This window comes from Planomonospora sp. ID91781 (assembly GCF_015711595.1).
Lineage (GTDB): Bacteria > Actinomycetota > Actinomycetes > Streptosporangiales > Streptosporangiaceae > Planomonospora > Planomonospora parontospora.
On record NZ_JABTEY010000001.1, the window covers coordinates 1,189,813 to 1,215,577 of the forward strand.

18 protein-coding genes are annotated in these 25,765 nt (G+C 73.4%); 9 read left to right on the plus strand and 9 right to left on the minus strand.

The window, feature by feature from the left end; genetic code table 11:
- Positions 1-50: 50 nt before the first annotated feature.
- Both HS048_RS05545 and fbaA read right to left on the minus strand, forming a co-directional pair.
- Complete coding sequence (locus HS048_RS05545; RefSeq protein ID WP_068897981.1) at positions 51-470, minus strand: DUF3151 domain-containing protein; 420 nt, start codon at positions 468-470, stop codon at positions 51-53.
- Positions 471-610: 140 nt separating this feature from the next.
- Positions 611-1,633 carry a class II fructose-bisphosphate aldolase gene (fbaA, locus tag HS048_RS05550; protein ID WP_196466346.1) on the minus strand — a complete coding sequence of 341 codons (1,023 nt, stop codon included), beginning with the start codon at positions 1,631-1,633 and terminating at the stop codon, positions 611-613.
- 273 nt (positions 1,634-1,906) lie between these two features.
- Here fbaA and HS048_RS05555 point away from each other — a divergent pair, with 273 nt between their 5' ends.
- On the plus strand, positions 1,907-2,341 hold the full coding sequence (locus tag HS048_RS05555; RefSeq protein WP_196466347.1) for a hypothetical protein: 435 nt from the start codon (positions 1,907-1,909) through the stop codon (positions 2,339-2,341).
- Positions 2,342-2,451: 110 nt separating this feature from the next.
- On the opposite strand, the gene pyrE is transcribed toward HS048_RS05555, so the two are convergent.
- Positions 2,452-2,988, minus strand: coding sequence for an orotate phosphoribosyltransferase (pyrE, locus tag HS048_RS05560; RefSeq protein ID WP_068897986.1), 537 nt, complete (start codon positions 2,986-2,988; stop codon positions 2,452-2,454).
- A gap of 131 nt (positions 2,989-3,119) precedes the next feature.
- On the opposite strand from pyrE, the gene HS048_RS05565 reads away from it, so the two are divergent.
- Together HS048_RS05565 and HS048_RS05570 are read left to right on the plus strand one after the other, a co-directional pair.
- Positions 3,120-5,690 (plus strand): sigma-70 family RNA polymerase sigma factor, encoded by a 2,571-nt coding sequence (locus tag HS048_RS05565; RefSeq protein ID WP_196466348.1) that lies wholly within the window; start codon positions 3,120-3,122, stop codon positions 5,688-5,690.
- 205 nt (positions 5,691-5,895) lie between these two features.
- Complete coding sequence (locus HS048_RS05570; RefSeq protein ID WP_196466349.1) at positions 5,896-7,512, plus strand: NYN domain-containing protein; 1,617 nt, start codon at positions 5,896-5,898, stop codon at positions 7,510-7,512.
- Between the two features lie 117 nt (positions 7,513-7,629).
- Here the strand turns inward: HS048_RS05570 and HS048_RS05575 are convergent, their stop codons facing one another.
- The 3 genes from HS048_RS05575 to HS048_RS05585 all read right to left on the minus strand — a co-directional run bounded on the left by HS048_RS05575 (position 7,630) and on the right by HS048_RS05585 (position 14,388).
- On the minus strand, positions 7,630-9,321 hold the full coding sequence (locus HS048_RS05575; RefSeq protein ID WP_196466350.1) for an ABC-F family ATP-binding cassette domain-containing protein: 1,692 nt from the start codon (positions 9,319-9,321) through the stop codon (positions 7,630-7,632).
- Positions 9,322-9,570: 249 nt separating this feature from the next.
- The gene (locus HS048_RS05580) at positions 9,571-10,203 is read right to left on the minus strand and encodes a two-component system response regulator (protein ID WP_196466351.1); all 633 of its coding nucleotides are present in this window, start codon (positions 10,201-10,203) and stop codon (positions 9,571-9,573) included.
- Between the two features lie 3 nt (positions 10,204-10,206).
- On the minus strand, positions 10,207-14,388 hold the full coding sequence (locus tag HS048_RS05585) for a HAMP domain-containing protein (protein WP_196466352.1): 4,182 nt from the start codon (positions 14,386-14,388) through the stop codon (positions 10,207-10,209).
- A gap of 121 nt (positions 14,389-14,509) precedes the next feature.
- Here HS048_RS05585 and HS048_RS05590 point away from each other — a divergent pair, with 121 nt between their 5' ends.
- Positions 14,510-16,051, plus strand: coding sequence for a PP2C family protein-serine/threonine phosphatase (locus HS048_RS05590; protein ID WP_230880744.1), 1,542 nt, complete (start codon positions 14,510-14,512; stop codon positions 16,049-16,051).
- 129 nt (positions 16,052-16,180) lie between these two features.
- Here HS048_RS05590 and HS048_RS05595 read toward each other — a convergent pair whose 3' ends face one another.
- Positions 16,181-17,947 carry a prolyl oligopeptidase family serine peptidase gene (locus HS048_RS05595; protein WP_196466353.1) on the minus strand — a complete coding sequence of 589 codons (1,767 nt, stop codon included), beginning with the start codon at positions 17,945-17,947 and terminating at the stop codon, positions 16,181-16,183.
- A gap of 148 nt (positions 17,948-18,095) precedes the next feature.
- Here HS048_RS05595 and HS048_RS05600 point away from each other — a divergent pair, with 148 nt between their 5' ends.
- On the plus strand, positions 18,096-19,202 hold the full coding sequence (locus tag HS048_RS05600) for an RNA-guided endonuclease TnpB family protein (protein ID WP_196466354.1): 1,107 nt from the start codon (positions 18,096-18,098) through the stop codon (positions 19,200-19,202).
- A gap of 277 nt (positions 19,203-19,479) precedes the next feature.
- On the opposite strand, the gene HS048_RS05605 is transcribed toward HS048_RS05600, so the two are convergent.
- Positions 19,480-20,406: a putative RNA methyltransferase gene (locus HS048_RS05605; RefSeq protein WP_196466355.1), complete on the minus strand. Its 927-nt coding sequence runs from the start codon at positions 20,404-20,406 to the stop codon at positions 19,480-19,482.
- 140 nt (positions 20,407-20,546) lie between these two features.
- Here HS048_RS05605 and HS048_RS05610 point away from each other — a divergent pair, with 140 nt between their 5' ends.
- The 3 genes from HS048_RS05610 to HS048_RS05620 all read left to right on the plus strand — a co-directional run bounded on the left by HS048_RS05610 (position 20,547) and on the right by HS048_RS05620 (position 23,216).
- Positions 20,547-20,999, plus strand: coding sequence for a hypothetical protein (locus HS048_RS05610; protein ID WP_196466356.1), 453 nt, complete (start codon positions 20,547-20,549; stop codon positions 20,997-20,999).
- Positions 21,000-21,158: 159 nt separating this feature from the next.
- Positions 21,159-21,902: an MBL fold metallo-hydrolase gene (locus tag HS048_RS05615; protein ID WP_068898011.1), complete on the plus strand. Its 744-nt coding sequence runs from the start codon at positions 21,159-21,161 to the stop codon at positions 21,900-21,902.
- A 216-nt stretch (positions 21,903-22,118) separates the two neighbouring features.
- The gene (locus HS048_RS05620; protein WP_196467803.1) at positions 22,119-23,216 is read left to right on the plus strand and encodes a winged helix DNA-binding domain-containing protein; all 1,098 of its coding nucleotides are present in this window, start codon (positions 22,119-22,121) and stop codon (positions 23,214-23,216) included.
- A gap of 149 nt (positions 23,217-23,365) precedes the next feature.
- On the opposite strand, the gene HS048_RS05625 is transcribed toward HS048_RS05620, so the two are convergent.
- A complete protein-coding gene (locus HS048_RS05625; RefSeq protein ID WP_068898014.1) occupies positions 23,366-24,583 on the minus strand; it encodes a nitrate/nitrite transporter in 1,218 nt (405 codons plus the stop codon).
- Positions 24,584-24,826: 243 nt separating this feature from the next.
- On the opposite strand from HS048_RS05625, the gene HS048_RS05630 reads away from it, so the two are divergent.
- Positions 24,827-25,663: a hypothetical protein gene (locus tag HS048_RS05630; RefSeq protein WP_196466357.1), complete on the plus strand. Its 837-nt coding sequence runs from the start codon at positions 24,827-24,829 to the stop codon at positions 25,661-25,663.
- The last annotated feature ends 102 nt before the right edge of the window (positions 25,664-25,765 follow it).

Sequence of the window (25,765 nt, forward strand, 5' to 3'; positions counted from 1 at the left end):
CGGGCCGGGCGCCGGAGCGGGCGGGGCCGGACCAGGAGCAGGCCGGGCCCTCAGCGGCCGGTCAGCGCGGCGTGCGCCTCGGCGCTGGAGTCCTTCAGGAAGGTCATGCAGCGCTCGGCCTCGTCCTTCTCCCCGATGCTCTGCGCGGCCCGGGCCAGGGCGTACAGGCAGCGCAGGAACCCGCGGTTGGGCTCGTGCTCCCAGGGGATCGGGCCGTGGCCCTTCCACCCGGCGCGGCGCAGCTGGTCGAGCCCGCGGTGGTAGCCGGTGCGGGCGAACGCGTAGGAGGTCACCGCGTGCCCCGACGCGAAGTACTCCTCGGCCAGGGCGGCCCAGGCCGCCGGATGGGCGGGGAAGCTCGCGGCGACGTCGGACGCCTTGGCGCCCGAGGCCAGGGCCTCCCGGGCCTCGGGCAGGTCCGGCAGCAGGGTGGGCGGGGGACCGGCGAGAAGGTTCTCGTGGGATTCCATTGGTTTCTCCGGCGCGTCCGGCCCGCCCGGTGAGCGGGGCGGGACGCGCCGTCCCTCCTCTTCGAGGTCTCGTCAGCCCGGAGCGGCGGGCGGGCGCCGGGGGGCGCCCGCCCGCCGCCGGGCCGAGGGGGTGGGGTGGATCAGGTGAGCTTGGTGCCGGCGGACTTCAGGTGCCGGCAGGCCTCGGCGACGCGCGCCGCCATGGAGGCCTCGGCGGCCTTGCCGTACGCGCGGGGGTCGTAGGCCTTCTTGTTGCCGACCTCGCCGTCCACCTTGAGCACGCCGTCGTAGTTGGTGAACATGTGCGCGGCGATCGGGCGGGTGAAGGCGTACTGCGTGTCGGTGTCGATGTTCATCTTGACCACGCCGTAGGAGATCGCCTCGTGGATCTCCTCCAGCAGCGAGCCGGAGCCGCCGTGGAAGACCAGGTCGAACGGCTTGTCCTTGCCGAACTTGGCGCCGACGGCCTCCTGGATGTCCTTCAGGACGCTCGGGCGGAGCTTGACGTGGCCCGGCTTGTAGACGCCGTGCACGTTGCCGAAGGTCGCGGCGAGCATGTAGCGGCCCTGCTCGCCGACGCCCACCGCCTCGGCGGTCGCGATCGCGTCCTCGGCGGTGGTGTAGAGCTTCTCGTTGATCTCGCCGACGACGCCGTCCTCCTCACCGCCGACGACGCCGATCTCCATCTCCATGATGATGTTCGCGCGGCGGCACTTGTCGAGGAGCTCCTTGGCGATCTCCAGGTTCTCCTCCAGGGGTACGGCGGAGCCGTCCCACATGTGGGACTGGAAGAGGGGGTCCTGGCCCCTGGCCACCCGCTCCAGGGAGACGTCGATCAACGGCCGCATGAAGCCGTCCAGCTTGTCCTTGGGACAGTGGTCGGTGTGCAGCGCGATCGTCACGGGGTATTTCGCCGCGACGACGCGGGCGTACTCCGCCAGCGCCGTCGCACCCGTCACCATGTCCTTGACGGTGGTGCCGGACAGGAACTCGGCGCCGCCCGTGGAGACCTGGACGATGCCGTCGCTCTCGGCCTCGGCGAAACCGCGGAGCGCGGCGTTCAGGGTCTGGGACGAGGTCACGTTGATCGCCGGATAGGCGAAACCGCCGGCCTTGGCGCGGTCGAGCATCTCGGCGTAGACATCTGGGGTCGCGATAGGCATCGGTTCAACTCCCTGGAAGACGGCAAGCGCGGATCGGCCGGGCCTGGCGGGACCCTCGCGGGACACGGCCCGACGGCCAGTATTCCTGTTTACGCCCCGCCCCGGTAGCTTCGCCACTCCTTGATCCCGGCGGATCCGTCCGCCCGGACGCCGGGCCGCCCGCCTCCGGCGGCGGGGCCCGCGGTCTCCGGGGCGGGGTCCGCGCCCCCGGGCGACGGTGCCGCTCGTGGGACCGCTCGTGGGACCGCCGCTCCTGCCGCTACCCTCCACTGTGTGGGACGCCACAGGTCCGACCCGATGGGCATCGCCCGCCTCGCCCTCGCCGGGCTCGCGGTGCTGGCCCTGCTGTTCCTGATCGCGCTGGGCGGCAGGTCGCTGATCGGCGCGCTCGGCTCCGAACCCGCGTCCTCCGCCTCGGCCTCCGCGCCCGCCCCCGCGACCGGAGCCCCCTCCGCCACGCCCGCCCGGGTCCCCACGGTGCTCGTCGAGTGCGTCGAGGAGCGCTGCCCCACGGTCTTCCTGAAGGTGGCGGGCGGCGACGTGCTGCTCAACCGGGAGATGGCCCGCGGCGAGCAGGCGCAGGCCTTCGACGACAAGGTGGACGTCGTGCTGACCGACGCGTCCACGGTCCGCGTCCGGGTGAACGGCGTCGTGCGCCCCCCGGGCGGGGCCGGGGAGCGGCAGGAGTTCACGGCCGTCCGGGAGTAGGCGCGCTGCTCTCCCGGCTTCCGCGATCCCGGAACCTCGGAATGCCGCGATGCCGCGATGCCGCGATCCCGAGACCACGGAACCCTGGGATCCCGAGGTCTCGGGGCGGGTCAGGACAGGCCCAGGTCCTCCAGCGTGTAGGCGGTGCGGTACGGCAGGCCGGCCCCGGCGATGGCGGAGGCCGCCCCCCGGTCCACGATCGTGGCGACCGCCACGACCTCGGCGCCGGCCTCGCGGAGCGCCTCCACGGCGGTCAGCGGCGACCCGCCGGTCGTGGAGGTGTCCTCCACCGCCAGCACCCGCCGCCCGGCGACGTCCGGTCCCTCGATCCGGCGCTGCATCCCGTGCGCCTTGGCCGCCTTGCGGACCACGAACGCGTCGAGGGCGCGGCCCCGTGCCGCCGCCGCGTGCAGCATGGCCGTCGCCACCGGGTCCGCGCCCAGGGTGAGTCCGCCCACGGCGTCGTAGTCGAGGTCGGCGGTGAGATCCAGCATGACCCGGCCGACCAGCGGAGCCGCCCTCCCGTCGAGGGTCACCCGGCGCAGATCCACGTAGAAGTCCGCCTCCTTGCCGGAGGACAGCACGACGCGGCCGTGCACGACGCCCTTGCTCTTGATCTCGGCCAGCAGGTTCTCACGATCGCTCATGGCACCAAGGTTAGGGCCGCCCCCGGCGGTGCCTCCGACCCGGTCGCAGGTAAAGCCGCGACTTCGGTTTAACCGTCGTGCGGACTGCGGAATGTATGGGCGCGACAACTGTAGGTAATCGCGAGGTCACAATGAGTGTTGAATCGTCTCAAGGCGACGCCGAGTTGCTCGCCGCGACCCGGAACGGGAACGCGGCGGCCTACGGCGGCCTCTACGAACGGCACGCGCCGGCGGCGCGCGCCCTGGCCCGGCAGCTCGTCCGGAGCGCGGCCGAGGCCGAGGACGTCGTGGCGGAGACGTTCACCAGGATCCTGGACCTGACCCGGCGGGGCGGCGGCCCCAAGGAGGCCTTCCGGGTGCACCTGCTCACCGCGGTCCGCCGTACGGTCTACGACCGGGAGCGGCGCCGCACTGCGAGCGGCGAGGTGCCCAAGGGGGAGGCGGAGCTGTTCGACCCCGGGGTGCCCTTCGTCGACCCGGCGCTGATCGGCCTGGAGCGCTCGCTGGTCGCCCGGGCCTTCCTGTCGCTGCCCGAGCGCTGGCAGGCGCTGCTCTGGCACGTCGAGGTGGAGAAGTCCGGGCCCACCGACGTCGCCCCGCTGATCGGGCTCCCCGCCGACGAGGTGGCCGAGCTCGTCGGCAGGGCGAAGGAGGGGCTGCGCCAGGCGTGCCTGAAGGTGCACCTGTCCGGAACGCCGCGGAAGGGGTGTCGCCCGTCCTTGTCGAAGATGGGCGCCTACGTCCGGGGCGGCCTGGTCAAGCGGGAGACCAGGCTCATCGACCGGCACATGGACGACTGCACCGACTGCCGGGCCGTGTTCATGGAGCTGACCGACGTCGACCGGGGCCTGCGCGTCATCGTCGGCCCCCTCATCGCCGGACCGGTCCTGGACGGATACCTCACGGCGCTGGGCAAGTCGGGCGGCGCGCCCGGGTGCGGCCTCGTCACCGGCCTCGGCGCCCTCGGCGGCGCGGCGGGCTGGGCGCGGCGCGCCTCTCGCGGGCGGCAGCAGGCCGTCGCGGCGAGCGCGGCCGTCATCGCGCTCGGCACGGCGACGGCGCTCGTGCTGGTGACCTCCGGCGACCCGGCGCTCCTCCGGCCGGCCCCGGGATCCGTCCCGGTGCCGACACCGCCGCCACCGATCATCGCGCAGCCCGAGCCCCTCCCCGCCGGGCCGGAGCCCTCGGCGGCCTCGCAGGGGAGCACGCCGGTGCCGCCGCGGCCCTCCACGGCGCCCCCGGCGGAGCCGTCGCGCGCTCCCGCGACCTCCCGCGACCCAGGGAGCCCGCGGCCGCCCGTGGCCGCGCCGCCCTCCGGGAGCGCGCGGACCGGGGCTCCGGCACCCGCCCGGCCCGCCCGGCCGGTGCGGGTCGCGCCCCGCGAGGCGCCGAGCCCCGCGCACCAGCGGGGGAGGATCGGGGCGGCCGTGCCGCGCCTGGTCGCCGGGATCGAGGTGCTCGGCGCGCTGGTCAGGGCCCAGCCGGGCATGGTGGCCGTACGGCTGCGCAACGCGGGCCTGGGTGGGAGCCGCGAAGTGGTGGCCCGGATCGGCCTGCCGGACGGGGTGACGATGCTGACGGGCGGGAGCCGGGCGAGGCCCGCCGCGGGCGGTGCCGTCGGCACGGTGGACGGGTGGTCCTGCCGGCCCACGGGCCGGCACGTGCGCTGCGCCCGCGGCCCGCTGGCCCCCGGTCAGGCGACCTCGGTCTTCCTCCGGGTGAAGGCCGCGCCGACGGCGGCCCTGGACGTGCCGCTCTCGCTCCGGGTCGGCGGCGGGGGCGAGCCGGTGAGCGCGGAGTCGGAGAGCGGGGTGCGGGCCTTCGGGGCCCCGGCCCGCTTCGCCGCCGAGGGCAGGGTGGTCACCGCCGCGATCGGCAACACCCTCCTGACCCGGGCGCCCACCGGCCGCATGTGCCGGGCGGTGCGGTCGCGGGACGGCGACGAGCGCGACAACGACCAGGCGCCCATGCGGCTCTTCGACCGGGACAGGGACCCGTCGACGAAGAGCTCCAGCGCCGCCCGGCTGGACCTGCCCGGCCGCGGCAGGGTCGTCTGGGCCGGGCTCTACTGGTCGGCGAGCGCGCCCGCCGCCGGGCGGGTCAAGTTCAGGGCCCCGGGGAGCACCGGCTACACGCAGGTGAGCGCCACGAACGTGGTCGAGCGGGTGCTGCCGTCCGGCCGGGCATATCAGGCGTTCGCCGACGTGACCGGGCTGGTGCGCAGGCTCCGGGGCAAGTACTGGGTGGCCGACGTCCCCCTCCGGGCGGGCGTCTCGCGGCACGCCGGCTGGAGTCTGGTGGTCGTCGCGGCCGACCCGCGCCGGCCGTACGGCCAGGCCGTGGTCGTCGACACGGCGGTCCTGGTCGGGGCGGGCACGCCGGTGCGCCTGCCGCTCGACGGGCTGGCCCGCGGGGCCGGGCCCGCGCAGCTGGACGTGGTGGCCTGGGAGGGCGACGCCGATCTCCGCGGCGACCGGGTGAGCGCGGGGGCGGGCCCGCTCCGGCCCGAGGGCGGCGACCGGAACCCCGACAACCCCTTCGACGGCTCGTCCACGGGGTCGGTGGGGGTCGACCTCACGCCGGGGGTGGACGTCGACCGCTTCCACGCCGTCCTGGGGCGGAATCCGGTGCTCAGGCTGAGCACCCGCCGGGACTCGGTCCTGTTCGGGGCGGCGGCCGTGACGGTGCAGACCCGTTCGTGATGAACGGCCTCTATAAAGGGACAAACTGGTACGGTCGGCGTGAACGCTCCGGCGGGTGGTCGGTTGCGGGTGGAATCGTGGGGATTCGCCCTCAGCGGCTCCGTTGCTTTACTACCCTGGAGAAGGCCCACCTGTCCGGCCTTTCGGGGCGTTTTCAAGCGTGTCCGAGCCGTAGGGCCGGGCGACGTAGGAAGGGCGGTGTCGCGTGGATCGCTGCGCGCTGTTCGTGGACGCTGGCTACCTGCTGGCAGACGGAGCGATGGCCGCGCACGGGACCCGGCATCGCGAGGCCGTCTCGTGGGACTACACCGGCCTGCTCCGGCTGCTCAACGAGCTGTGCCGGGAGCGCACCGGCCTGCCGCTGCTCCGCTGCTACTGGTACGAGGCGACCGTCGAGGGCCGCCACACCCCCGAGCACGACACCCTGGGCGACATCCCGGGCCTGAAGCTCCGGCTCTCGCGCATCCGGCCCGGCCGCCGGGAGGGCGTCGACGCGCAGGTCCACCGCGACCTGATGACGCTCGCCCGCAACAACGCGATCTGCGACGCGGTCGTGATCAGCGGGGACGAGGACCTCACCCAGGTCGTCTGCGACGCGCAGGACCTGGGGATCCGGGTGACGCTGGTGCACATCGCCGCCGACGGGGGCTGGGGCGTGTCCCGCTCGCTCCGCCAGGAGTGCGACGACCTGATCGAGATCGGCGGCGGACACCTGCGGCCGTACGTCAGCCTGCTCTCCGGGGCCGGTGAGGCCTCCTCCGCCCAGGGGGTCCTGGGCGCCGCGGGCGCCGCCGTGGTGCTGAGCCACGCGGTCCCCCCGGGCAACGGATCCCGCGCCGGTTATGAGATCTCCCCCGGCTCCGGTTACGGGATGTCCACCGGGAACGGCGTCCGGCCCGGCTACGAGGCGGTGGCGGGCAACGGGTCCGCCGCCGCGAACGGGGCCGCCTCCTCCGGGAACGGGGTCTCCTCCGGGAACGGGACGTCGCCGGACGGTTCCGCGCCGCTGAACTACGGCGGGGCCACGCCGAGCAACGGAGTGCCGTCGCACCGGGGCATGCCGTCCGGCAACGGCGCCGGCCATGGCGGCGGGCACAGTGGTGGGCACGGTGGCGGGTCTGGTGGTGGGCACAGTGGCGGGCACGGTGGCGGGCCCGGCCATGACGCGGGCAACGGGGTCCCCCCGGCCGGCGGGACCCCGTCCGGAGGCGTCTCCCCGGACGGCGCCGCGCCGCAGAACCGGCCTTCCCATGGGAGCCCGTCGCAGCCCGCCTACCCGGGCTACGCCCAGGAGTCCCCGCCCACCTCTCCGGCTCCGGCCGTCTCCGCCGCCTCCTCGGGATCGCAGCCGGGACCGCACCACGGCTCGACCGGTTCGATGCCCGCCGTCCCGCCGTACGGTTCCGGTAACGCCGGCGGCACGGGCGGGGCGCCGGGCTACCAGCTGCCCACCCCCTACACGGGACCGCAGCCCACGGCCTCCCAGTCCCAGCCGCAGGCGCAACCGCAGCCCATCGGGCCCTACACCGGCCCGCAGGCCGCCCCCGTGCCGGTCAACGCGGCGGCCGGCGGTACGACCACGCTGGCCGACGCGGTGAAGGCGGCGCACAAGGAGGGCCACGACTTCGGCGAGTCCGTGGCCAAGGACGCCCCGGCCCTGTGGCTCGAAGCCGTCCTGGCCCGCAAACCCCGCATGCCCTCCGACCTGGAGGCCCGCCTCCTGCAGGGCTCCTCGCTGCCGATCGACTTCCTCCTGCACGACGAGGTCCGGCACGCCCTGCGCCGCGGTTTCTGGGACGCCCTGGAGCGCGCTCGCCACTGACCGCGGCCATGCGGCCGATCGCCGCAGGGTGTCCTGCCGGGAGCACCGGACCTCCGGCCGATGTCGTCGATACGGCCGTGCGGGCCCGACAGAGCCATATCGACGACGTCCACCGGGTTACGCCGGGCCGGGTCCGCTGGAGCGGGCCCCTCGGAGATCCTGGGCGGCGGACCGCGGTGGTGCGCCGCCCAGGGCCAGGACGGGCCATTGTGCGACATCGCGGCGGAGCTGTCGGTCGTGGGTCGCGACCACGACCGCGGCACCCGTCGCCTCGAGAGCCTGCGTCAACTCGTCGACGAGCGCGATCGAGAGGTGGTTGGTCGGCTCGTCCAGCAGGAGGACGTGCGGGCGGGCGGCGAGCGCCATGGCCAAGTCGAGGCGGCGCCGCTGCCCCATCGAGAGCTCCCCCACGGGTCTGTCCAGGTCCGCCGGGGCGAGGATGCCGAGCGACTCCAGCGGGACGGCATCGGCATCCCGCAGGACTCCCCGGCCGACGAGCCGTCCGAGTCGGACCTCGTAGACATCGCGGGCCCGCCTCCCGGCCGGCGGCGACGACTCCTGGGCCAGCAGCTCCACGCGCACGTCCCGGCCGACGTGCAGCGTCCCGGTCGACGGTTCCCGCCGGCGGGCCAGTACGGAGAGCAGCGTCGACTTGCCCGAGCCGTTGGGCCCGCTGACGACCAGCCGCGCCCCTGAGCCGAGGAAGAGCGTGGCGGGCCGGTCGAGACGCCCGGCGACGGTGATCCCGGCGGCCTGGAGCAGGGGGGCGCCGGGGCGTCCGGGCAGGTCGGGCACCCGCAGCCGTAGCGGGGGTTCGGGCATCGTGACCGCGTGCTCCTCCAGCTCGTCGCGGCGCCGGTTGACGGACCGGACGAGGCCCGGTGCGCGGGTGGCGCGCTGGTGTCTGCCGGTGCCCTTGTCGGGGCGCCAGCCGGTCACGAGCCGGTTCTGCGCCCTGGCCAGGTCCTCGGTGAGGCGGGAGTGCTCGGCCCGCTGCCGTTCGTACTCCTCCTCCCACCTGTCCCGCTCGGCCCGCCGGCCCTCCTGGTATCCCGCGTATCCGCCGCCGTAGACGCGGGGCCGCCCGTCACGGCTCGGATCGAGGTCGAGCACCGCCGTGGCGACGTCGGACAGCAGCGCCCGGTCGTGACTGACCAGCACGACCCCGCCGGACATGCCGCGCAACCGTGCGGTGAGGTACTCGAGGCCGTCCTGGTCGAGGTGGTTCGTCGGCTCGTCGAGCAGCAGGAAGTCGCGCTCCGCGCCGAGCAGGCACGCCAGCCGTACCCGGTAGCGCTGGCCCACCGACATCTCGTCGAGCGGCCGGGAGCGGTCGGTGACGGCGCCGAGCGCTTCGAGCGCGACGTCGACCCGGCGGTCGGCGTCCCACGCGTCGAGCGTCTCGGCGGCGGCGAGCGCGACGGCGTACTCCTCGGCGGCGCCGGGCCGCTCTTCGGCCAGGTGCGCAGCGCCGCGGTCGAGGGCGCGCAGTGCCGCGCGGACGTCGGCGAGCTCGGAGTCGACGAGGTCGCCGACGGTACGGCCGCCGCCGACGGCCATCTCCTGCTCGGCGGTCCCGAGCGTGCCGACCCGATGGACCCTCCCGGAGTCCGGCGGCAGGGTCCCGGCGAGGATGTGGAGCAGTGTGGACTTGCCCCGGCCGTTCTCGCCGACGACGCCCCAGCGGGAACCGGGGGAGACCGTCAGGTCGACGCCTTCGAGGACCTTGCGGCCGCCGCGGCTGATGTGGATCTCGGATGCCATGAGCTGCGCGTGGGCACGCGCGGGCAGGGTTACGGTGCTGGTCATGTCTCTTCCTGCGGAGGCGCACTCGTCTCCCGGACGGGTGGACGGAGACGCTCTCGGTCACTGACGGGCGGCCGATCGGCCGATGGAAACGGCGAACAGCCCGTCGCCTCGGCCTACGGGCGCGGAGGGCGGGCTGGACGGGTCCCCGTCAGAGGAAGAACAGATATTGCACGGCCCCAGGCTAACAAGCCGACGTCCGTGAATCGACCGCTTATCCGGACCCCCACCCGGAAGGGACCCGGCCGAGGCTCAGGACAGGGCGTCGAGGCCCGCGCGCAGGTGCTTGAGGCGGTCCGTCAGGTCGGACAGGGGCCCGGCCAGGGCGGGGTCGTCGGTCTTGCGGGCGGCCTCGCGAACCCGGATGAGCTCGTCCTCGACGGCGGTGAGGCGGCGGGAGAGCTCGGGGAGCACGGCGGCCTGGTCACCGTTCCGGCCCGCCGGGAGCTCGTCGCTGAGCCGCTCGCGGAGCATGGAGGCCTGCTCGGTCAGGCGGCGGTTCATGTTGTAGAGCTCGACGAACACCGCCACCTTGGCCCGGAGCACCCACGGGTCGAACGGCTTGGTGAGGTAGTCGACCGCCCCGGCGGCGTAGCTGCGGAAGGCGTAGTCCGGGGCGCTGTCGACCACGGTCAGGAAGATGATCGGGATGTTCCGGGTGCGTTCGCGCCGCTTGATGTGGGAGGCGGTCTCGAACCCGTCCATGCCGGGCATCCGGACGTCCAGCAGGATCAGCGCGAACTCCGTGCTGAGCAGCGCCTTCAGCGCCTCCTCACCCGACTTGGCCCGGACGGGGACCAGGTCGAGTGAGCTGAGGATGGCCTCGAGGGCGATCAGGTTCTCCTCCCGGTCGTCGACCAGGAGGATCTTGGCGCGGTCCGGCATCGATCATGCACCTTCACGGAGGTCGTCGGCCGCCCGCCCGCGGGTGAGCCAGCCGCGCAGGCGCTCCAGCAGGCGGTCGACGTCGACGGGCTTGGGGATGTAGTCGGAGGCACCGGACGAGATGCTCTTCTCCCGGTCCCCCTGCATGACCTTAGCGGTAAGCGCGATGATCGGCAGATCGGCGAACTGCGGCATCCGGCGGATCGCCGACGTGGTCGCCCAGCCGTCCATCTCCGGCATCATGATGTCCATCAGGACCAGGGCGACGTCCTCGTTGCGCTCCAGCTGCTCGATGCCCTCCCGTCCGTTCTCGGCGTAGACCACCGTGGAGCCGTACCGCTCCAGCACGCTGGTCAGCGCGAAGACGTTGCGGATGTCGTCGTCCACGATGAGGATCTTGGCGCCGGCGAGCGGGTCCTCGCCGCCCGTCCACACCGGCCCGTCCGCCGGGGGGTAGTCCGGGACGGCCGGGCTCTCCTCGGCCGGGGCCTCCGGCAGCTCGGGAGCGCGCTCCAGCTGGCCGGGGATGACCATCGGCGGCTGCTGGACGGCGCTCGGCGTCGCCGCCCCGCCGTCGCGCGAGGCCAGCGGGCCCGCGTAGGCGGGCGGGAGGTACAGGGTGAAGGAACTGCCCCGGCCCACCTCGCTCATCACGTGGATCTCACCGCCGAGCAGCCGGGCGATCTCGCGGCAGATGGACAGGCCCAGGCCGGTCCCGCCGTACTTGCGGCTGGTGGTGCCGTCGGCCTGCCGGAACGCCTCGAAGATGACCTCCAGCTTGTCGGCGGCGATGCCGATGCCGGTGTCCACGACCTCGAAGGCCAGGATGCCGTCGACACCGCGCAGCGTCTCGTCCACGAAGGCGACGCCGTGCGGTGCGCAGAGCACGCGGAGCCGTACCTCGCCCTTGGGGGTGAACTTGATCGCGTTGGAGAGCAGGTTGCGCAGCACCTGCTGGAGGCGCTGCTCGTCGGTGCGGAGCTCCTGCGGGACCGACGGCTCGACCTCGACCGCGAACGACAGGCCCTTGTCCTGGGCCAGCGGCGTGAAGGTGGCCTCGAAGTAGTCGACGAGCTTGGGCAGCGAGATCTGCTGCGGGTGGATGTCCATGCGCCCGGCCTCGACCTTGGACAGGTCGAGGATGTCGTTGATGAGCTGGAGCAGCGCGGACCCGGCCCCGTGGATGGTCTTGGCGAACTCCACCTGCTGGGGCGTGAGGTTGCCCTCGGCGTTCTCGGTGAGCAGCTTGGCCAGCACCAGCAGGCTGTTCAGCGGGGTGCGCAGCTCGTGGGACATGTTGGCGAGGAACTCGGACTTGTAGCGCGAGGAGACCGCGAGCTGCTCGGCGCGCTCCTCCAGCGTGCGGCGGGCCTGCTCGATCTGGAAGTTCTGGATCTCGATGGCGCGGTTCTGCTTGGCGAGCAGCGCGGCCTTGTCCTCCAGTTCGGCGTTGGAGCGGCGCAGCTCCTCCTGCTGGCGCTGGAGCTCGTCGGAGCGCTCCCGCAGCTCGGTGGTGAGGCGCTGGGACTCGGTGAGCAGGTCCTCGGTCCGGGAGTTGGCGATGATGGTGTTCATCGTGACGCCGATGGTCTCCACGAGCTGGACCAGGAAGTCGTGGTGGACCTCGCTGAACTCGTAGAGCGAGGCCAGCTCCAGCACGCCGAGGACCTGGTTCTCGAACAGGACCGGGAGCACCACGATCTGCGCGGGCGCCGACCGGCCGAGGCCGCTGCCCACGGTGAGGTAGCGGTCCGGCACGTCGCGCAGGATGATCCGCTTGCCCTCCAGCGCGGCCTGGCCGACGATCCCCTCGCCGGTGGCGAAGCGCTGCCGCGGGCCGGAGCCCGGGCGGGTGCCGTACCCGGCGATGAGGTGCAGGTCGTGGTCGCCCGCGGGCTCGGCGAGGTAGAAGGCGCCGTACTGGGCGGAGACCAGCGGGGTCAGCTCGCTCATGATCAGCTTGGCGACCTCCATGAGGTCGCGGTGGCCCTGCATGAGCCGGGAGATGCGGGCCAGGTTGGACTTGAGCCAGTCCTGCTCCTGGTTGGCGGTCGTGGTGGAGCGCAGCACGGACACCATCGTGTTGATGTTGTCCTTGAGCTCGCCGATCTCGCCCTCGGCGTCGACGGTGATCGAACGCGTCAGGTCGCCCTGGGCGACGGCGGTGGTGACCTCGGCGATCGCGCGGACCTGGGTGGTGAGGCGGCCGGCGAGGTCGTTCACGCTCTCGGTGAGGCGCTTCCAGATGCCCTCGGCGCCCTCGACCTGGGCCTGGACGCCGAGGTTGCCCTCGGAGCCGACCTCGCGGGCCACCCGGGTGACCTCGGAGGCGAAGGACGACAGCTGGTCGACCATCGTGTTGATGGTGGTCTTGAGGGCGAGGATCTCGCCCTGGGCGTTGACGTCGATCTTGCGGGTCAGGTTGCCCCGGGCGACGGCGGTGGTGACCTCGGCGATGTTGCGCACCTGGTAGGTCAGGTTGTTGGCCATCGAGTTGACGTTGTCGGTGAGGTCCTTCCAGACGCCGGAGACGCCGCGGACGCGGGCCTGGCCGCCGAGCTGGCCCTCGGTGCCGACCTCGCGGGCCACGCGGGTGACCTCGTCGGCGAACATCGACAGCTGGTCGACCATCGTGTTCAGGGTGTCCTTGAGCTGGAGGATCTCGCCCTGCGCGTCGGCGGTGATCTTCTTCGACAGGTTTCCCTGGGCGACGGCCGTGGAGACCGCGGCGATCTGGCGGACCTGGGTGGTCAGGTTGTTCGCCATGACGTTGACGTTGTCGGTGAGGTCCTTCCAGGTGCCGGAGACGCCCTGCACCTGCGCCTGGCCGCCCAGCCGGCCCTCGGAGCCGACCTCGCGGGCCACCCGGGTGACCTCGGAGGCGAAGGACGACAGCTGGTCGACCATCGTGTTGATGGTGGTCTTGAGGGCGAGGATCTCGCCCTGGGCGTTGACGTCGATCTTGCGGGTCAGGTCGCCGTTGGCGACGGCGGTGGTGACCTCGGCGATGTTGCGCACCTGGTAGGTCAGGTTGTTGGCCATCGAGTTGACGTTGTCGGTGAGGTCCTTCCAGACGCCGGAGACGCCGCGGACGCGGGCCTGGCCGCCGAGCTGGCCCTCGGTGCCGACCTCGCGGGCCACGCGGGTGACCTCGTCGGCGAACATCGACAGCTGGTCGACCATCGTGTTCAGGGTGTCCTTGAGCTGGAGGATCTCGCCCTGCGCGTCGGCGGTGATCTTCTTCGACAGGTCGCCCTGGGCGACGGCCGTGGAGACCGCGGCGATGGCCCGCACCTGGGTGGTCAGGTTGCCCGCCATGACGTTGACGTTGTCGGTGAGGTCCTTCCAGACGCCGGAGACGCCCCGGACCTGCGCCTGGCCGCCGAGCTGGCCCTCGGTGCCGACCTCGCGGGCCACCCGGGTGACCTCCTCGGCGAAGGCGGAGAGCTGGTCGACCATGGTGTTCACGGTGTTCTTCAGCTCGAGCATCTCGCCGACCGCGTCGACGGTGACCTTGCGGCTCAGGTCGCCCCTGGCCACCGCGGTGGTGACCAGCGCGATGTCGCGGACCTGGGCCGAGACGCGGGTGGACATGGCGTTCACCGCCTCGGTCAGGTCGCGCCAGCTGCCCGACATGCCCCGGAGCTGCGCCTGGCCGCCCAGCCGGCCCTCGGTGCCGACCTCGCGCGCCACCTGCGTGACCTCGGAGGTGAACAGGGACAGCTGGTCCACCATGCCGTTGATCGCCTTGCCGAGGCGCCGCACCTCGCCCCGGGCGCCGCGGTCCAGGTCGATCCGGCGGGACAGGTCGCCCTTGGCCACGGCGTCGATCACGTCGGCCGCCCCGCTGACCGGACCGGACAGGGCCTCGATGAGGTCGTTGACCGAGTGCACGCTCTCGGCCCAGGCGCCCACGCCGGGCCCCGGGGTCAGCCGCTCGCCGAAGCGGCCCTCCTTGACCACCTCGCGGCGGACCCGCATCAGCTCGTTGGCCAGGTGCTCGCGGCGGTCGGCGACCTCGTTGAGCAGCAGGCGGATCTCGCTGAGGATCCCGTCGGGGGCGTAGGGCACGCGGCGCCGGAAGTCGCCGTCGCGCCAGGCGAAGAGCGTCTCCAGGAGCGGTCGCAGGTCGGACTCGCTGTAGTGGCGCTCCTCGGCGTCGGGCATCGTGTCGGCCGTGGTCATGAGACCTCCTTGAATCCCGAGGGGGGCAGCCTCGGGTCATCCCAGTCTGTCACGATGCGCAAGCCCCGGTCCCGCCTTCGTTTTACCCCACGTCACCATGGAGTGTGGTAATCAGGGAACAATGACCACCGCTCCACGCGCGCTCCTGGCCGCGTCATTCACCCCGGGAGACGCCGCCGTCTCCGAGGTCAGGCGGTTCACCCGAGAGGTGATGACCGCCTGGGCCGCCGCGTCCGTCCTGGCCATGGCCGAGCAGCTGTCCGGAGAGCTGGCCGCGCAGGTCGCCGACGTGCCGTTCGAGGTCGTGTGGACCCACCTCGGCGACCGGGTGCAGGTGGAGGTGCGGCAGAAGAGCGCCTCGGAGACGCATCCCGGCGCCCCCGTCGTGCCGGTGGAGGAGTGGGGCGTCACCTTCGGCCCGGAGCACCGCACCCACTGGGCCCGGCTGCCGCTGCCCGGCTCCCGCGACCAGGTGACCACCGAGTGGGCCGAGGAGGACGACTCCGGGCGGGGGCCGGTCTGGCTGCGCTTCCTGGCCGACGCCAGCGACCTGCTGGCCGGGACGCTCGACCCGGACATGGTGCCCGCGATCATCGCGCAGATCGCGGTGCCCCGGCTGGCCACCTGGTGCGCGGTCTTCATCTGGGCCGACGGCGGCGGGCCGCAGCGCCCGGCCTACCTGTGGCACGCCGACGAGGGTCGCATCGACGAGCTGCGCGAGGTGCTCGCCGGGAGCCGCGTCCCCGAGGACGGCGGTTCGACGCAGCTCGGCGACTCCCACGTGCTGACCGTCCCGCTCCTGGCGCGGGGACGCTCGCTCGGCGCGATGTGCCTGGGCCGCCCCGACCGCTTCGCCGACGACGTCATGCAGTACGCCGAGGACATCGGCCGCCGCGCCGCCCTCGCGCTGGACAACTCCCTGCTCTACGCCCAGCAGGCCGCGGCCAACCGGGCCCTGCAGCGCAGCCTGCTCCCGCCCGACGACCCCGGAGAGATCCCCGGACTCGACCACGCGGTGGTCTACGAACCCGCGGGGGAGACCAACGAGGTCGGCGGCGACTTCTACGACCTGTTCGCGGCCGGCGACGGATCCTGGCGGTTCGCGGTCGGCGACGTCTGCGGGACCGGCCCGGTGGCCGCCGCGGTCACCGGCCTGGCCCGCCACACGCTGCGCCTGCTCGCCCGCGAGGGGTACGGCGTCGCCGCCGTCCTGGGCCGCCTCAACCAGGCGATCCTGGAGGAGGGCGACCGGGCGCGGTTCCTCACCCTGCTCCACGGGGAGATCCGGCCCGTGCCGACGGGTCTGGAGCTGCGGCTCGTCTCCGCCGGGCACCCGGAGGCGCTGCGGCTCAAGCCGAGCGGCGTCGTGGAGCCGGTGGTGACCTCCCAGTCGCTGCTGGGGGTCTTCCCCGAGGTGGACTTCGAGGCGGACCTGGTCCACCTCGACCACGGCGACGTGCTGCTCGCGGTGACCGACGGGGTGACCGAGCGGCGCCAGGGCGAGCGGCTGCTCGACGACGACGGGGGCCTGGCCAAGCTGCTCGCCGAGTGCGTGGGCCTGTCCGCGGGGGCCGTGGCGGCGCGGATCCGCCGGGCGGTGCAGGAGTTCACCACCGAGCCGAGCGCGGACGACATGGCGATCGTGGTCCTGCGCGCCCGCTGAGCAGGCCGCCCGCGCCCTCCGGTCCCGGGGTCCGTCCGGAGTCCGGCCGGGCTCCGGACGGGCGGTCGGCCGGGAGGTCCGGCGGGTGTCCGGGAGCCCGGATGGCCGTCCGGGCGGCCGGGCGGGAGGTCAGGCGTCCGTCTTCACGTGCCTGCGGACGAAGTCCAGCTGGGCGGCCATCTGGGCGATGCGCTCGGCGACGACCAGCGAGCCGTGGCCCGCGCCGTACCGGTAGACCTCGTGCTCGTGCCCGCGCGCGGCGAGCCGGGACACGTAGGCCTCGATCTGGCGGATCGGGCAGCGCGGGTCGTTCTCGCCGGCCAGGATCAGCACCGGCGCCTCGACCCGGTCGACGTAGGTGATGGGCGAGCAGTGCGCGTAGCGCTCCGGCTGCTCGGCGGGCGAGCCGCCGAGCAGCGCGCGGTGGTAGGCCCGGAGCGATTCGGGCTCGTCCTCGTAGGCCGCCAGGTGGTCGGCGATCGGCACCGTCGCGACGCCCGCCGCCCACGTCCCGGGCTGCGTCCCCAGCCCGAGCAGCGTGAGGTAGCCGCCCCAGGACGACCCGGCCAGCACCAGGCGTTCCGGGTCGGCCAGGCCGCGCGCCACCATCGCCTCGCGCACGGCGGTCACGTCGGCCAGCTCGATGTGGCCGACGTCGCCCGCCAGCGCGTCCCGCCAGGCGGAGCCGTACCCGGTGGAGCCCCGGTAGTTGACCCGCACGACCGCGAAGCCGAAGTCCACCCAGGCCGCCACCTGCGGGAGGAAGGAGTCGTCGTCCTGCGAGGTGGGCCCGCCGTGCAGCAGGAAGACGGTCGGGTACGGCCCGGCGCCGCGTTCGGGCCGGGAGACCAGGGCGTGCACGCGTCCGCCGGGCCCGTCCACGTCCACGTCCTCGACCGGGACGGAGGGCGGCGAGGACGGCCCGCCGTGGTTCATCACCACCTGGCCGTTGCTCGACCGGATCACCGGCGGGTGGGCGCCGCTGGACCAGGAGTACTCCACCGAGCCGTCGGGCCGGGGCGCGGCGGCGTCGATCACGCCGTGCTTGGTCTCGATCGGGGCCAGCACGCCTCCGGCCAGGTCGTAGCGGTGCAGGTGGGTGCGGCCGCGGTTGGCCCGGACGACGAGCAGGGACCGGCCGTCGGCGTACCAGTCGGCGGTGATCTCGCCGGGGTCGGGCAGCCAGATCTCCCGCTGCTCGCCGCTCACCGGGTCCCAGACCAGCGGCTCCCGGCGGCCCCGGCGCTCGTGCAGGGCGAGCAGCCGCCGGTCGCCGGAGACGGGGGCGAAGCGCAGGCCGACGACGCCCCTGCCGGGGCCGTCGCCCAGCTCGCCCACGGTCTCGCCGGACTGCCGCAGGACCCGGAGCGAGGGGTGCCTGGTGTCGCCGTGCTCGCTGTGGTTGATCGCGATCAGTGAGCCGTCCAGGGAGACCGCGGCCACGGAGGCGGCCTCGGTGTGCTCGTAGACCACCCGGGCGGGGGAGCCGGGCCGTACGACGTGGACGGTGAAGCCCTGGCCGGGCCGGGCCAGGCCGATCACCGCGTCACCCGTCGCGGCCAGGGCGATCCCGGCGGGGTGGCCGGGACCGAGGTCGACCGGCTCGTCGGGGCCGCCGGTGAAGGGCTGGCGCATCCAGCCGCCCCACTCGTCGCCGTCGGTGTCGGCGAACCACCAGATCCACTGGCCGGTGGGGTCGACGGTCCCGTGCGAGGTGCCCTTGGGGCGCGCGGTCACCTGGCGCACGACGCCCTCCGCGCGGTCCCAGGCGTAGACCTCCCAGGCGCCGGAGGCGTTGCTGCGGTACACGGCGCGGGCGGGGGCATGCCGCGCCCAGACGGGCAGTGTCACGCGTGGCGCCCGGAACCTGGTCTGCCAGCGTTCCTCCGCCTTCATCTGATACCTCCGAGGAAACCCCCGCCTTCAGGCGGGGGAGGAATCGGACACCTGCGGAGCAGGCAGGAGCAGGTGATTCGCCGCCAGGCGAACCGCCATATCGAACAACCATGCGCTCCTTAACCGAACACGCGATACGGTGTGAGGCGTGGCGCAGATCGTGAAGCGGGCCTACAAGTACCGCTTCCACCCGACCCCCGAGCAGGTTTTCGAGCTCGCCCGGACGTTCGGCTGCGTCCGCTACGTCTACAACAAGGCCCTGGAGATGCGCTCCCGCGCCTACACGATCGAGGGCCGCAAGGTCTCCTACGTGGAGACGTCGGCGACGCTGACGGCGTGGAAACGCACCGAAGGGCTGGAGTTCCTGTCGGAGGTCTCCTCCGTGCCGCTGCAGCAGGCGCTGCGGCACCTGCAGGCGGCGTTCGCGAACTTCTTCGCCAAGCGGGCGAAGTACCCGGTGTTCAAGTCCCGCAAGAAGTCCCGGGCGTCCGCCGAGTACACCCGTTCGGCGTTCCGCTGGCGCGACGGCACGCTCACCCTGGCGAAGATGGACACGCCGCTGGACATCGTGTGGTCCCGGCCGTTGCCGGAGGGCGCGGAGCCGTCCACGGTCACCGTGTCGCGCGACGCGGCCGGGCGCTGGTTCGTCTCGATCCTCGTGGAAGAGACGATCCGGCCGCTGGAGCCGGTGGACGCCTCGGTGGGGGTGGACGCCGGGATCACCTCCCTGGTCACCCTGTCGACCGGCGAGAAGATCACCAACCCGAAGCATGAACGCCGCGACCGGCGACGCCTGGCCAAGGCCCAGCGCAACCTGTCCCGCAAGGCCAAGGGCAGTAACAACCGGGCCGAGGCGCGACTCAAGGTCGCCCGCGCCCACGCCCGGATCACCGACCGCCGCCGCGACTTCCTGCACAAGCTCACCACCCGGCTCGTCCGTGAGAACCAAACGGTCGTGATCGAGGACCTCACCGTCCGCAACCTGGTCAAGAACCACAATCTGGCCCGCGCGATCTCGGATGCCTCCTGGCGGGAACTGCGCTCGATGCTGGAGTACAAGACCGCCTGGTACGGGCGGGACCTGGTGGTGGTCGACCGCTGGTTCCCCTCCAGCAGGTTGTGCTCGGCCTGCGGTGCGTTGCAGGAGACGATGCCGCTGGGCGTGCGGGGGTGGACCTGCGCGTGCGGGGCGGTCCACGACCGGGACGTCAACGCCGCGAAGAACATCCTCGCCGTCGGGCTGGCGGAGAGGTGAAACGCCTGTGGAGCCGGTGTAAGACCTCAAGAGGAGTCCTCCTCGGCGGGCGGTCGGCGGTGAAGCAGGAATCCCCTCCCTTCAGGGAGGGGAGCAGTCAAGTGGCGTGTCCCTCCGTCAAGGCATCGGCTCGCGCGGACATGGGCGCGGGCCCGCCGGGTTGCCGTCCAGTATGTAGCCTCCGGCAGTAGTTTGCTTGATGAACGTGTGTAATTTCGGACTAAATGCCACTTCAGTTACATGTGATACGAAGGTGGCTGTCAAGTAACGCTCTTGATCATGGGTGTGACTTAAAGGTAGAAATATGAAAAGAAGCGGTCACCGTACTTGTATCCGGTAGTTCTGTGATTTGTCTCTGCAGGACTTCCGCGTCGACGTGCCAGGCGCTCGGGCCCATGCCCACCACGGCCTCGACGTCGGCGTGCCGCAGACGCACGGAGAACTCGTGGACGCTCCGGCCGCTCAAGGTGAACCGGCCGCCGAGGCTCTCGGCCGTCCGGCGCTCCTTCGACTCGTCCACCGAGAGCAGGCCCAGCCGGTCCACCAGCGGTTCCAGATGCCGGACGGTGGGGGTCACGACGACGAGCACGCCGCCGGGGCGCAGGATCCGCGCGAACTCCGCGCCGTTGCGCGGCGCGAAGACGTTGAGGAGCACGTCCACCGCGCCGCTCGCGACCGGCAGCGGCCGCCACACGTCGGCCACCACCGCGCCCAGCCGGGGATGGGCCCGAGCGGCCCGCCGGACGGCGTGCTTGGAGACGTCCAGCGCGATCCCGGCGGCGCCGGGCAGCCGGTCCAGCGCCCGGGCCAGGTAGTGACCCGTCCCCGCCCCCGCGTCCGCGACCACCGGTCCCGCGGCGTCCCCGCCGGTCGTCCCCGCGTCCGCGCAGGCGTCTCCCGTCCTCGCCTCCGCCGTCGTGCCCGCGGCCGCCGGTCCCGCACCCGCCACCGCCGTACGGCAGGCGTCCGCGACCGCCTCGGCGAGCGGGTCGAAGTGCCCGGCCCCGAGGAAGGCGTCCCTGGCCGCCACCATGGCGGGGCTGTCGGCCGTCCCGGGGACCTGCGAGCCGGTCAGCAGGCTGACGTATCCCTGCCGGGCGACGTCGAACGCGTGCCCGGCCGGGCAGCGCAGCGCCCGCTCCCCGAGGGCCATCCGGTCCGCGCAGACCGGGCAGACGAGGAACTCCACGATGTCGGCCAGCATCCCTCCATCATCCCGCCCCCGGCGGCACGGCCGGTCCCTGCTCCTGCGGCCGAGCGGTTCCTCGTCATGGACTGTCCGGTCGATAAGTGACAAGTGGCGTGCAAGAGGGTTTCAAGCGACGACCGGTACACATGTGACCCATGAAGAAGAGAACTGTCATCGGTGCCGGTCTGTTCGCGCTCGTGCTCGCCGGGGGCTCGGCCGGAACGGCGAACGCCGCCGCGGCCCCCGTCCACCACTGGGGTCCCGTGCAGTCCACGGCCGGTCACGGCGGATACGCCAAGGCCGACGTCTGGCTGAGCGACTTCGACTCCGAGCGGTTCACCGTCTCCGGCACCCTCTACGACCGCGACCGGCACAGCGGCCACTGCGGCTACGTCCGCGCCCGCTTCCACTACGTCAGCGGCGGCACCGGCTGGGCCCAGGGGCGCTACACCTGCTCCTCCCGGGGCGGCACCTTCAGGCTGTCCTCCGACGGCGAGGTCGACCGGGTGGACGTGCGGGTCTGCGTCCTGAACCGCAAGCGCAACACGCTCCACAACTGCCACACCGACGTGATCAAGGCCTCCACCGTCGCGAACTGGCCGCAGTAGTCGGGCGCCGTTCGCGGTCCCGGGCCGCCGCGCCCCGAGGTGGTGGAACGGTGCGTCGATGCGGTAGAAGGAACCGATCGTCCGCACGCGGCCCGGCCGGCGGTGCGTCACACCCGCCGCCGCGGTGACACCGCCGGCCCGTTCCGGAGAAGAGACAGGATGCCGCACCAGCCCATGACCGTCGCGGGCGTCGAGGTGATCCCGCTGTGCGACGCCGTCGGCCCGATGGGGGAGGCGATCCGGCGGCCGCTGCCGGAGATGTTCCCCGGCGGCTGCCACCACGACGGGGAGTGGACCCTGCACTTCCACTGCTACCTGCTGCGCGGCCCGGCGGGCCGGACCGTCCTGGTGGACACCGGGATCGGGCCGCAGGACGGGCCGGCGGCGAGCTGGGCCCCGGTCCCGGGGGCGCTGGCGGCCGAGCTCGCCCGGGTGGGGACCGCGCCGCAGGAGGTGGACACCGTGGTCATCACGCACCTGCACAGCGACCACGCCGGCGGGGCGGTGGCGGGCGGGGCGCCGGTCTTCCCGAACGCCGGGTACGTGCTCCAGCGCGCCGAGATCGCCGCCGCCTCCGAGGCGGTCCTCGACCACGTGGTCCGCCCACTGGGCGAACAGGTCCGGGTGGTCGACGGGGACGCGGACCTGTCCTCCGGCGTCCGGGTGGTCCACGCGCCGGGGCACACCCCCGGCCACCAGATCGTCCGGGTGGGCGGCCTGGTCCTCACCGGCGACCTGGTGCTGCATCCCGTCCAGCTCGCCGACCCCGGGGTGCCCTACCTCTACGACGACGACCCGGAACTCGCCGCGCGGACCCGCGCCGAGGTGCTGGACCGGGTCAGAGCGGAGGGCGGGCTGATCGCCACCGCCCACTTCGCGGAGCCCTTCACCTCTCTGCCCTGACCGCCGCCGTCCCTGAGCGGTTCTGTCCTGAACGGTCTTGACGATCGCCCGCCCGGAGTAGCGGACAATGACTGGCCGCTACTCCTGCGACAGTCGTCCCCGGATGACCGCGGCTCCAGGAAGGCCCGGAACATCGTGGACGCCTGGGCCGGAAGCCGAGCCGAGGAGGAGAGGCGCCACCGTGAGGCGAGTCCGAGGGGATCGAGAATGAAACCGATGACCGTGCTCGGCACCCGGGCGCTCAACCGCGCGACGCTGGCCCGGCAGCTCCTGCTCGATCGCGCCGACATGCCGGTGCACGACGCCGTCGCGCACCTCGGCGGGCTGCAGGCGCAGGAACCGCAGGAGCCGTTCGTCGGGCTCTGGACCCGGCTGCGCGCGTTCGACCCGGCGGTTCTCTCGGACCTGCTCGTCGGGCGGAGCGTGGTGCGCACCCACCTCATGCGCCGCACCGTCCACCTCCTCACCGCAGAGGACGCGCTCGCCTGGCGGGCCCGCCACGGCGCCATGCTGCGCCAGCGGGTGCTCGGGACGTACCGCCGCGAGCTCGACGGGGTGGACCTCGACGAGCTCGCGGCGGCGGGCCGGGCGGTCATGGCCGACGGCGAGCCCCGCTCGATGGGTGAGCTCGCCGGGGCGCTCGCCGATCGCTGGCCGGCACCGGGACGGCGGGCGCTGGGGGAGATGCTGGTCGCCGCGCTCCTCCCGATGGCGCAGCTGCCGCCGCGTGGGCTGTGGCGTACGAGGGCGGGTGTGCGCAACGTCCTGCTCTCGTCCTGGCTGGGGCGCGAGATCGACCCGCCGGCCGCGGACGGTTCCGACCCGGTCGGCCAGGCGCTGGTACGGCGCTACCTGGCCGCGTTCGGCCCCGCGGCCTCGGCGGACCTGCGTGCCTGGTGCGGCCTGGCGGGACTGCCGGCCGCCGTGTCCGCGATGCGGGGGGAACTCGTCACCTTCCGGGACGAGCGCGGCCGCGAGCTGCTGGACCTTCCCGACGCGCCGCGTCCCGACCCCGACACACCCGCCCCGGTACGGTTCCTGCCGGCGTTCGACAACGCGCTCCTCGGCTACCACGACCGCACCCGGATCGTCGACGACGCCCACCGCGGCCTGTCGGTCGCCGGGGCCCGCGTGGTGCTGGTGGACGGCCGGGTCGCCGCCACCTGGACCACCGAGGCGGACGTCGTGATCGTCACCCCGCTGCGCCGCCTCTCCCGATCCGACCACGCCGCCGTCGCCGAGGAAGGACGGTCGCTGGCGTCGTTCCTGTCCGACGACGACGGTGACCGTGTACAGATCGACGCGTCTCCCTGAGTTCCGGCCACCGGTGGTCCACTGAACCGAGGTGGAGCGTGGAGACACAGGCCGTGGCCTGCGGTGACGGCGTCGATCGGAGCGCACGGTCCATCCGGTGGGGGCACTTGTCTCCCCCCGGCCTCTGCCCGGACTCCGGACTCGCCCGTCTAGGAGGCGCGGGCGGCGAGCAGGCGGCGGGTGATCGTCCGGTAGCGCAGCACCTGCACCACGCCGAGCAGCCAGAACGGATACTGCACGGCGAACGCCCAGCGGAAGGCGTCGAGCCCGGTCCCGCCGTGCAGGTCGAGTGCGACGCCGACGAGGGCGATCACCGACATGGAGGCGACGAAGCCGCCGCCGTTCACGATGCCGCTCGCCGCGCCGATCCGGTCGGCGGGGTTGAAGGTCCTGGCGTAGTCGAAGCCGATCATCGAGCCGGGGCCGTTGGCGGAGAGCGCCACCACGAGTACGGCGAGCAGCCAGAGGGGGGCCCGTCCCGGCCAGGCCAGCACCGCGGTCCACGCCCCGGCGGTGGTGCCGATCACGGTGAGGACCAGCCACGAGCGGTGGAACGGGAACCGCCCGGCGAGGTAACCGAGCACCGGCCCGCAGGCCATGCCGCACAGGGTCAGCGCGGACAGCAGCACGCCCGCCGTGGACGGGTCCAGCCCCTGTGCCTGGACCAGGAACGGATATCCCCACAGCAGCAGGAACGCGGCGGCCGAGCACTGGGTGGCCGCGTGCGTCCACATGCCCAGGCGGGTGCCGGGTTCGGCCCAGGCCGCCCGCAGCCCCGGTGCCTGCCCGGCCGCTCCGGCGGGGCGGGAGTCGCGCAGCACCGCCAGGAGCAGGACCACGGCCGCCACGCCGAGCCCGGCCGCGCCCAGGAAGGTGGGCGTCCAGCCGTACGCGTTCAGGGAGTGGATCAGCGGGACCGCGGAGGCGAGTGCGCCGAGCTGACCGATGATGCCGGTGAGCTGGACCATCACCGGGTTGCGCCGGGCCGGGAAGTGGAGGCTGACCAGGCGGATCACGCTGATGAACGTCATCGCGTCGCCGCAGCCGATCAGCGCCCGTCCGGCGGCGCCCGGGAGCAGACCGGACGAGAAGGCGAAGACGAGCTCGCCGCAGGTCATCACCGCGGCCCCGATGATCAGCATGCGCTTGGACCCGAGGCGGTCGACCAGGACGCCGACGGGCACCTGCATCCCCGCGTAGAACAGGAGCTGCAGCATGGCGAGCAGGGAGAGCCCGGACGGGCCGATCCCCAGCCGGGCGGCGGCCTCCAGGCTCGCGACGCCGAGGGACTGGCGGTGGAAGACGGCGATGACGTAGGCGATGACGCCGGTGACCCAGAAGAGCATCGCTTTGGATCGTGGCGTCATGACCTGAATATTACTTTTGCGAACTTTATGGTGCGGTCGGGGGGTCGCCGCGGGCGGCGTCGGTGGGTACATTCGGAGGAGGCGCGGTCCCGCGCCCGACCCCCTTCACCGGTGCCCACGCCGCCGGCTCGCGGGGGTAGAGGGGACCCTGGAGTTCTCGGGACGCCGGTTGCACGTGCCCCAGATCCGGCGGGGCGGCGGGAGCGCGGGTCCCGGCGCGACGCCGTGTCCAGGGAGCATGGGATGACCAGCAACAAGTCCTTCAAGAGCCGCGTCCGCACCCGCATGGCCAAGACCGGTGAGAGCTACTCCGCGGCCCGCCGCAACCTCGTCCCCCGCTCCGGTGCGCCCGGCGTGCCGGCCGCCGCTGCCGAGACCGATCCCGGCGTGTCGGCCGCCGTTTCCGCGAGCGGGGAGCCGGGGAGGCTCGCAGGCGAGGCCGCTGTTCCCGCGGCCGGCGTGCCGGCGGACCTCGCGGGCGAGGCCGCCGCGGCGGCGGTCCCCCCGGCGGGGCCCGCGGAGGAGGCCGCGGCCGCCTCCCACGAGGAGACGGTCTCCGGGGACGCGATGGCGGCCGCGACCGGCCGCTCGCGCGGCGACTGGTTCGCGCTGCTGGACGGCTGGGGCGCGGTGAACCGTTCGCACGGGGAGATCGCCCGGTGGCTGGTCGAGGAGCACGGGGTGGCCGGCTGGTGGGCGCAGAGCGTCACCGTCGCCTACGAGCAGGCGCGGGGTCTCAGACTGCCGGGACAGCGGCGGGGCGGGGACTTCTCGGTCGGCGCGAGCAAGACCGTCGCCGTCCCGGCCGAACGGGTTACCGCGGCGTTCACCGACGAGGCCCTGCGGGCCCGATGGCTGCCGGAGGCCCCCTTCCGGGTACGGACCGCGCGGCCCGGCCGGTCCGTCACCGCCGACTGGGAGGGCCGGGCCGCCGTCACGGTGCATCTCGTGGCGAAGGGGCCGGACCGGACTCAGATCAGCCTCCAGCACGGCAAGCTCCCCGACGCCGGGTCGGCCGCCGCGATGAAGGCCTTCTGGCGCGAGCGCGTGACCGTGCTGAAGCAGGTCCTCGAGGGCTGAGGCGCGGCGGCCGGGGCGGGTCCTCGGCGGATGGGACTCGGCGGTCGGGGCGGCTCCTCGGCGGATGAGGCCCGGCGGTCGGGTCGGCTCCTCGGCGGCCGG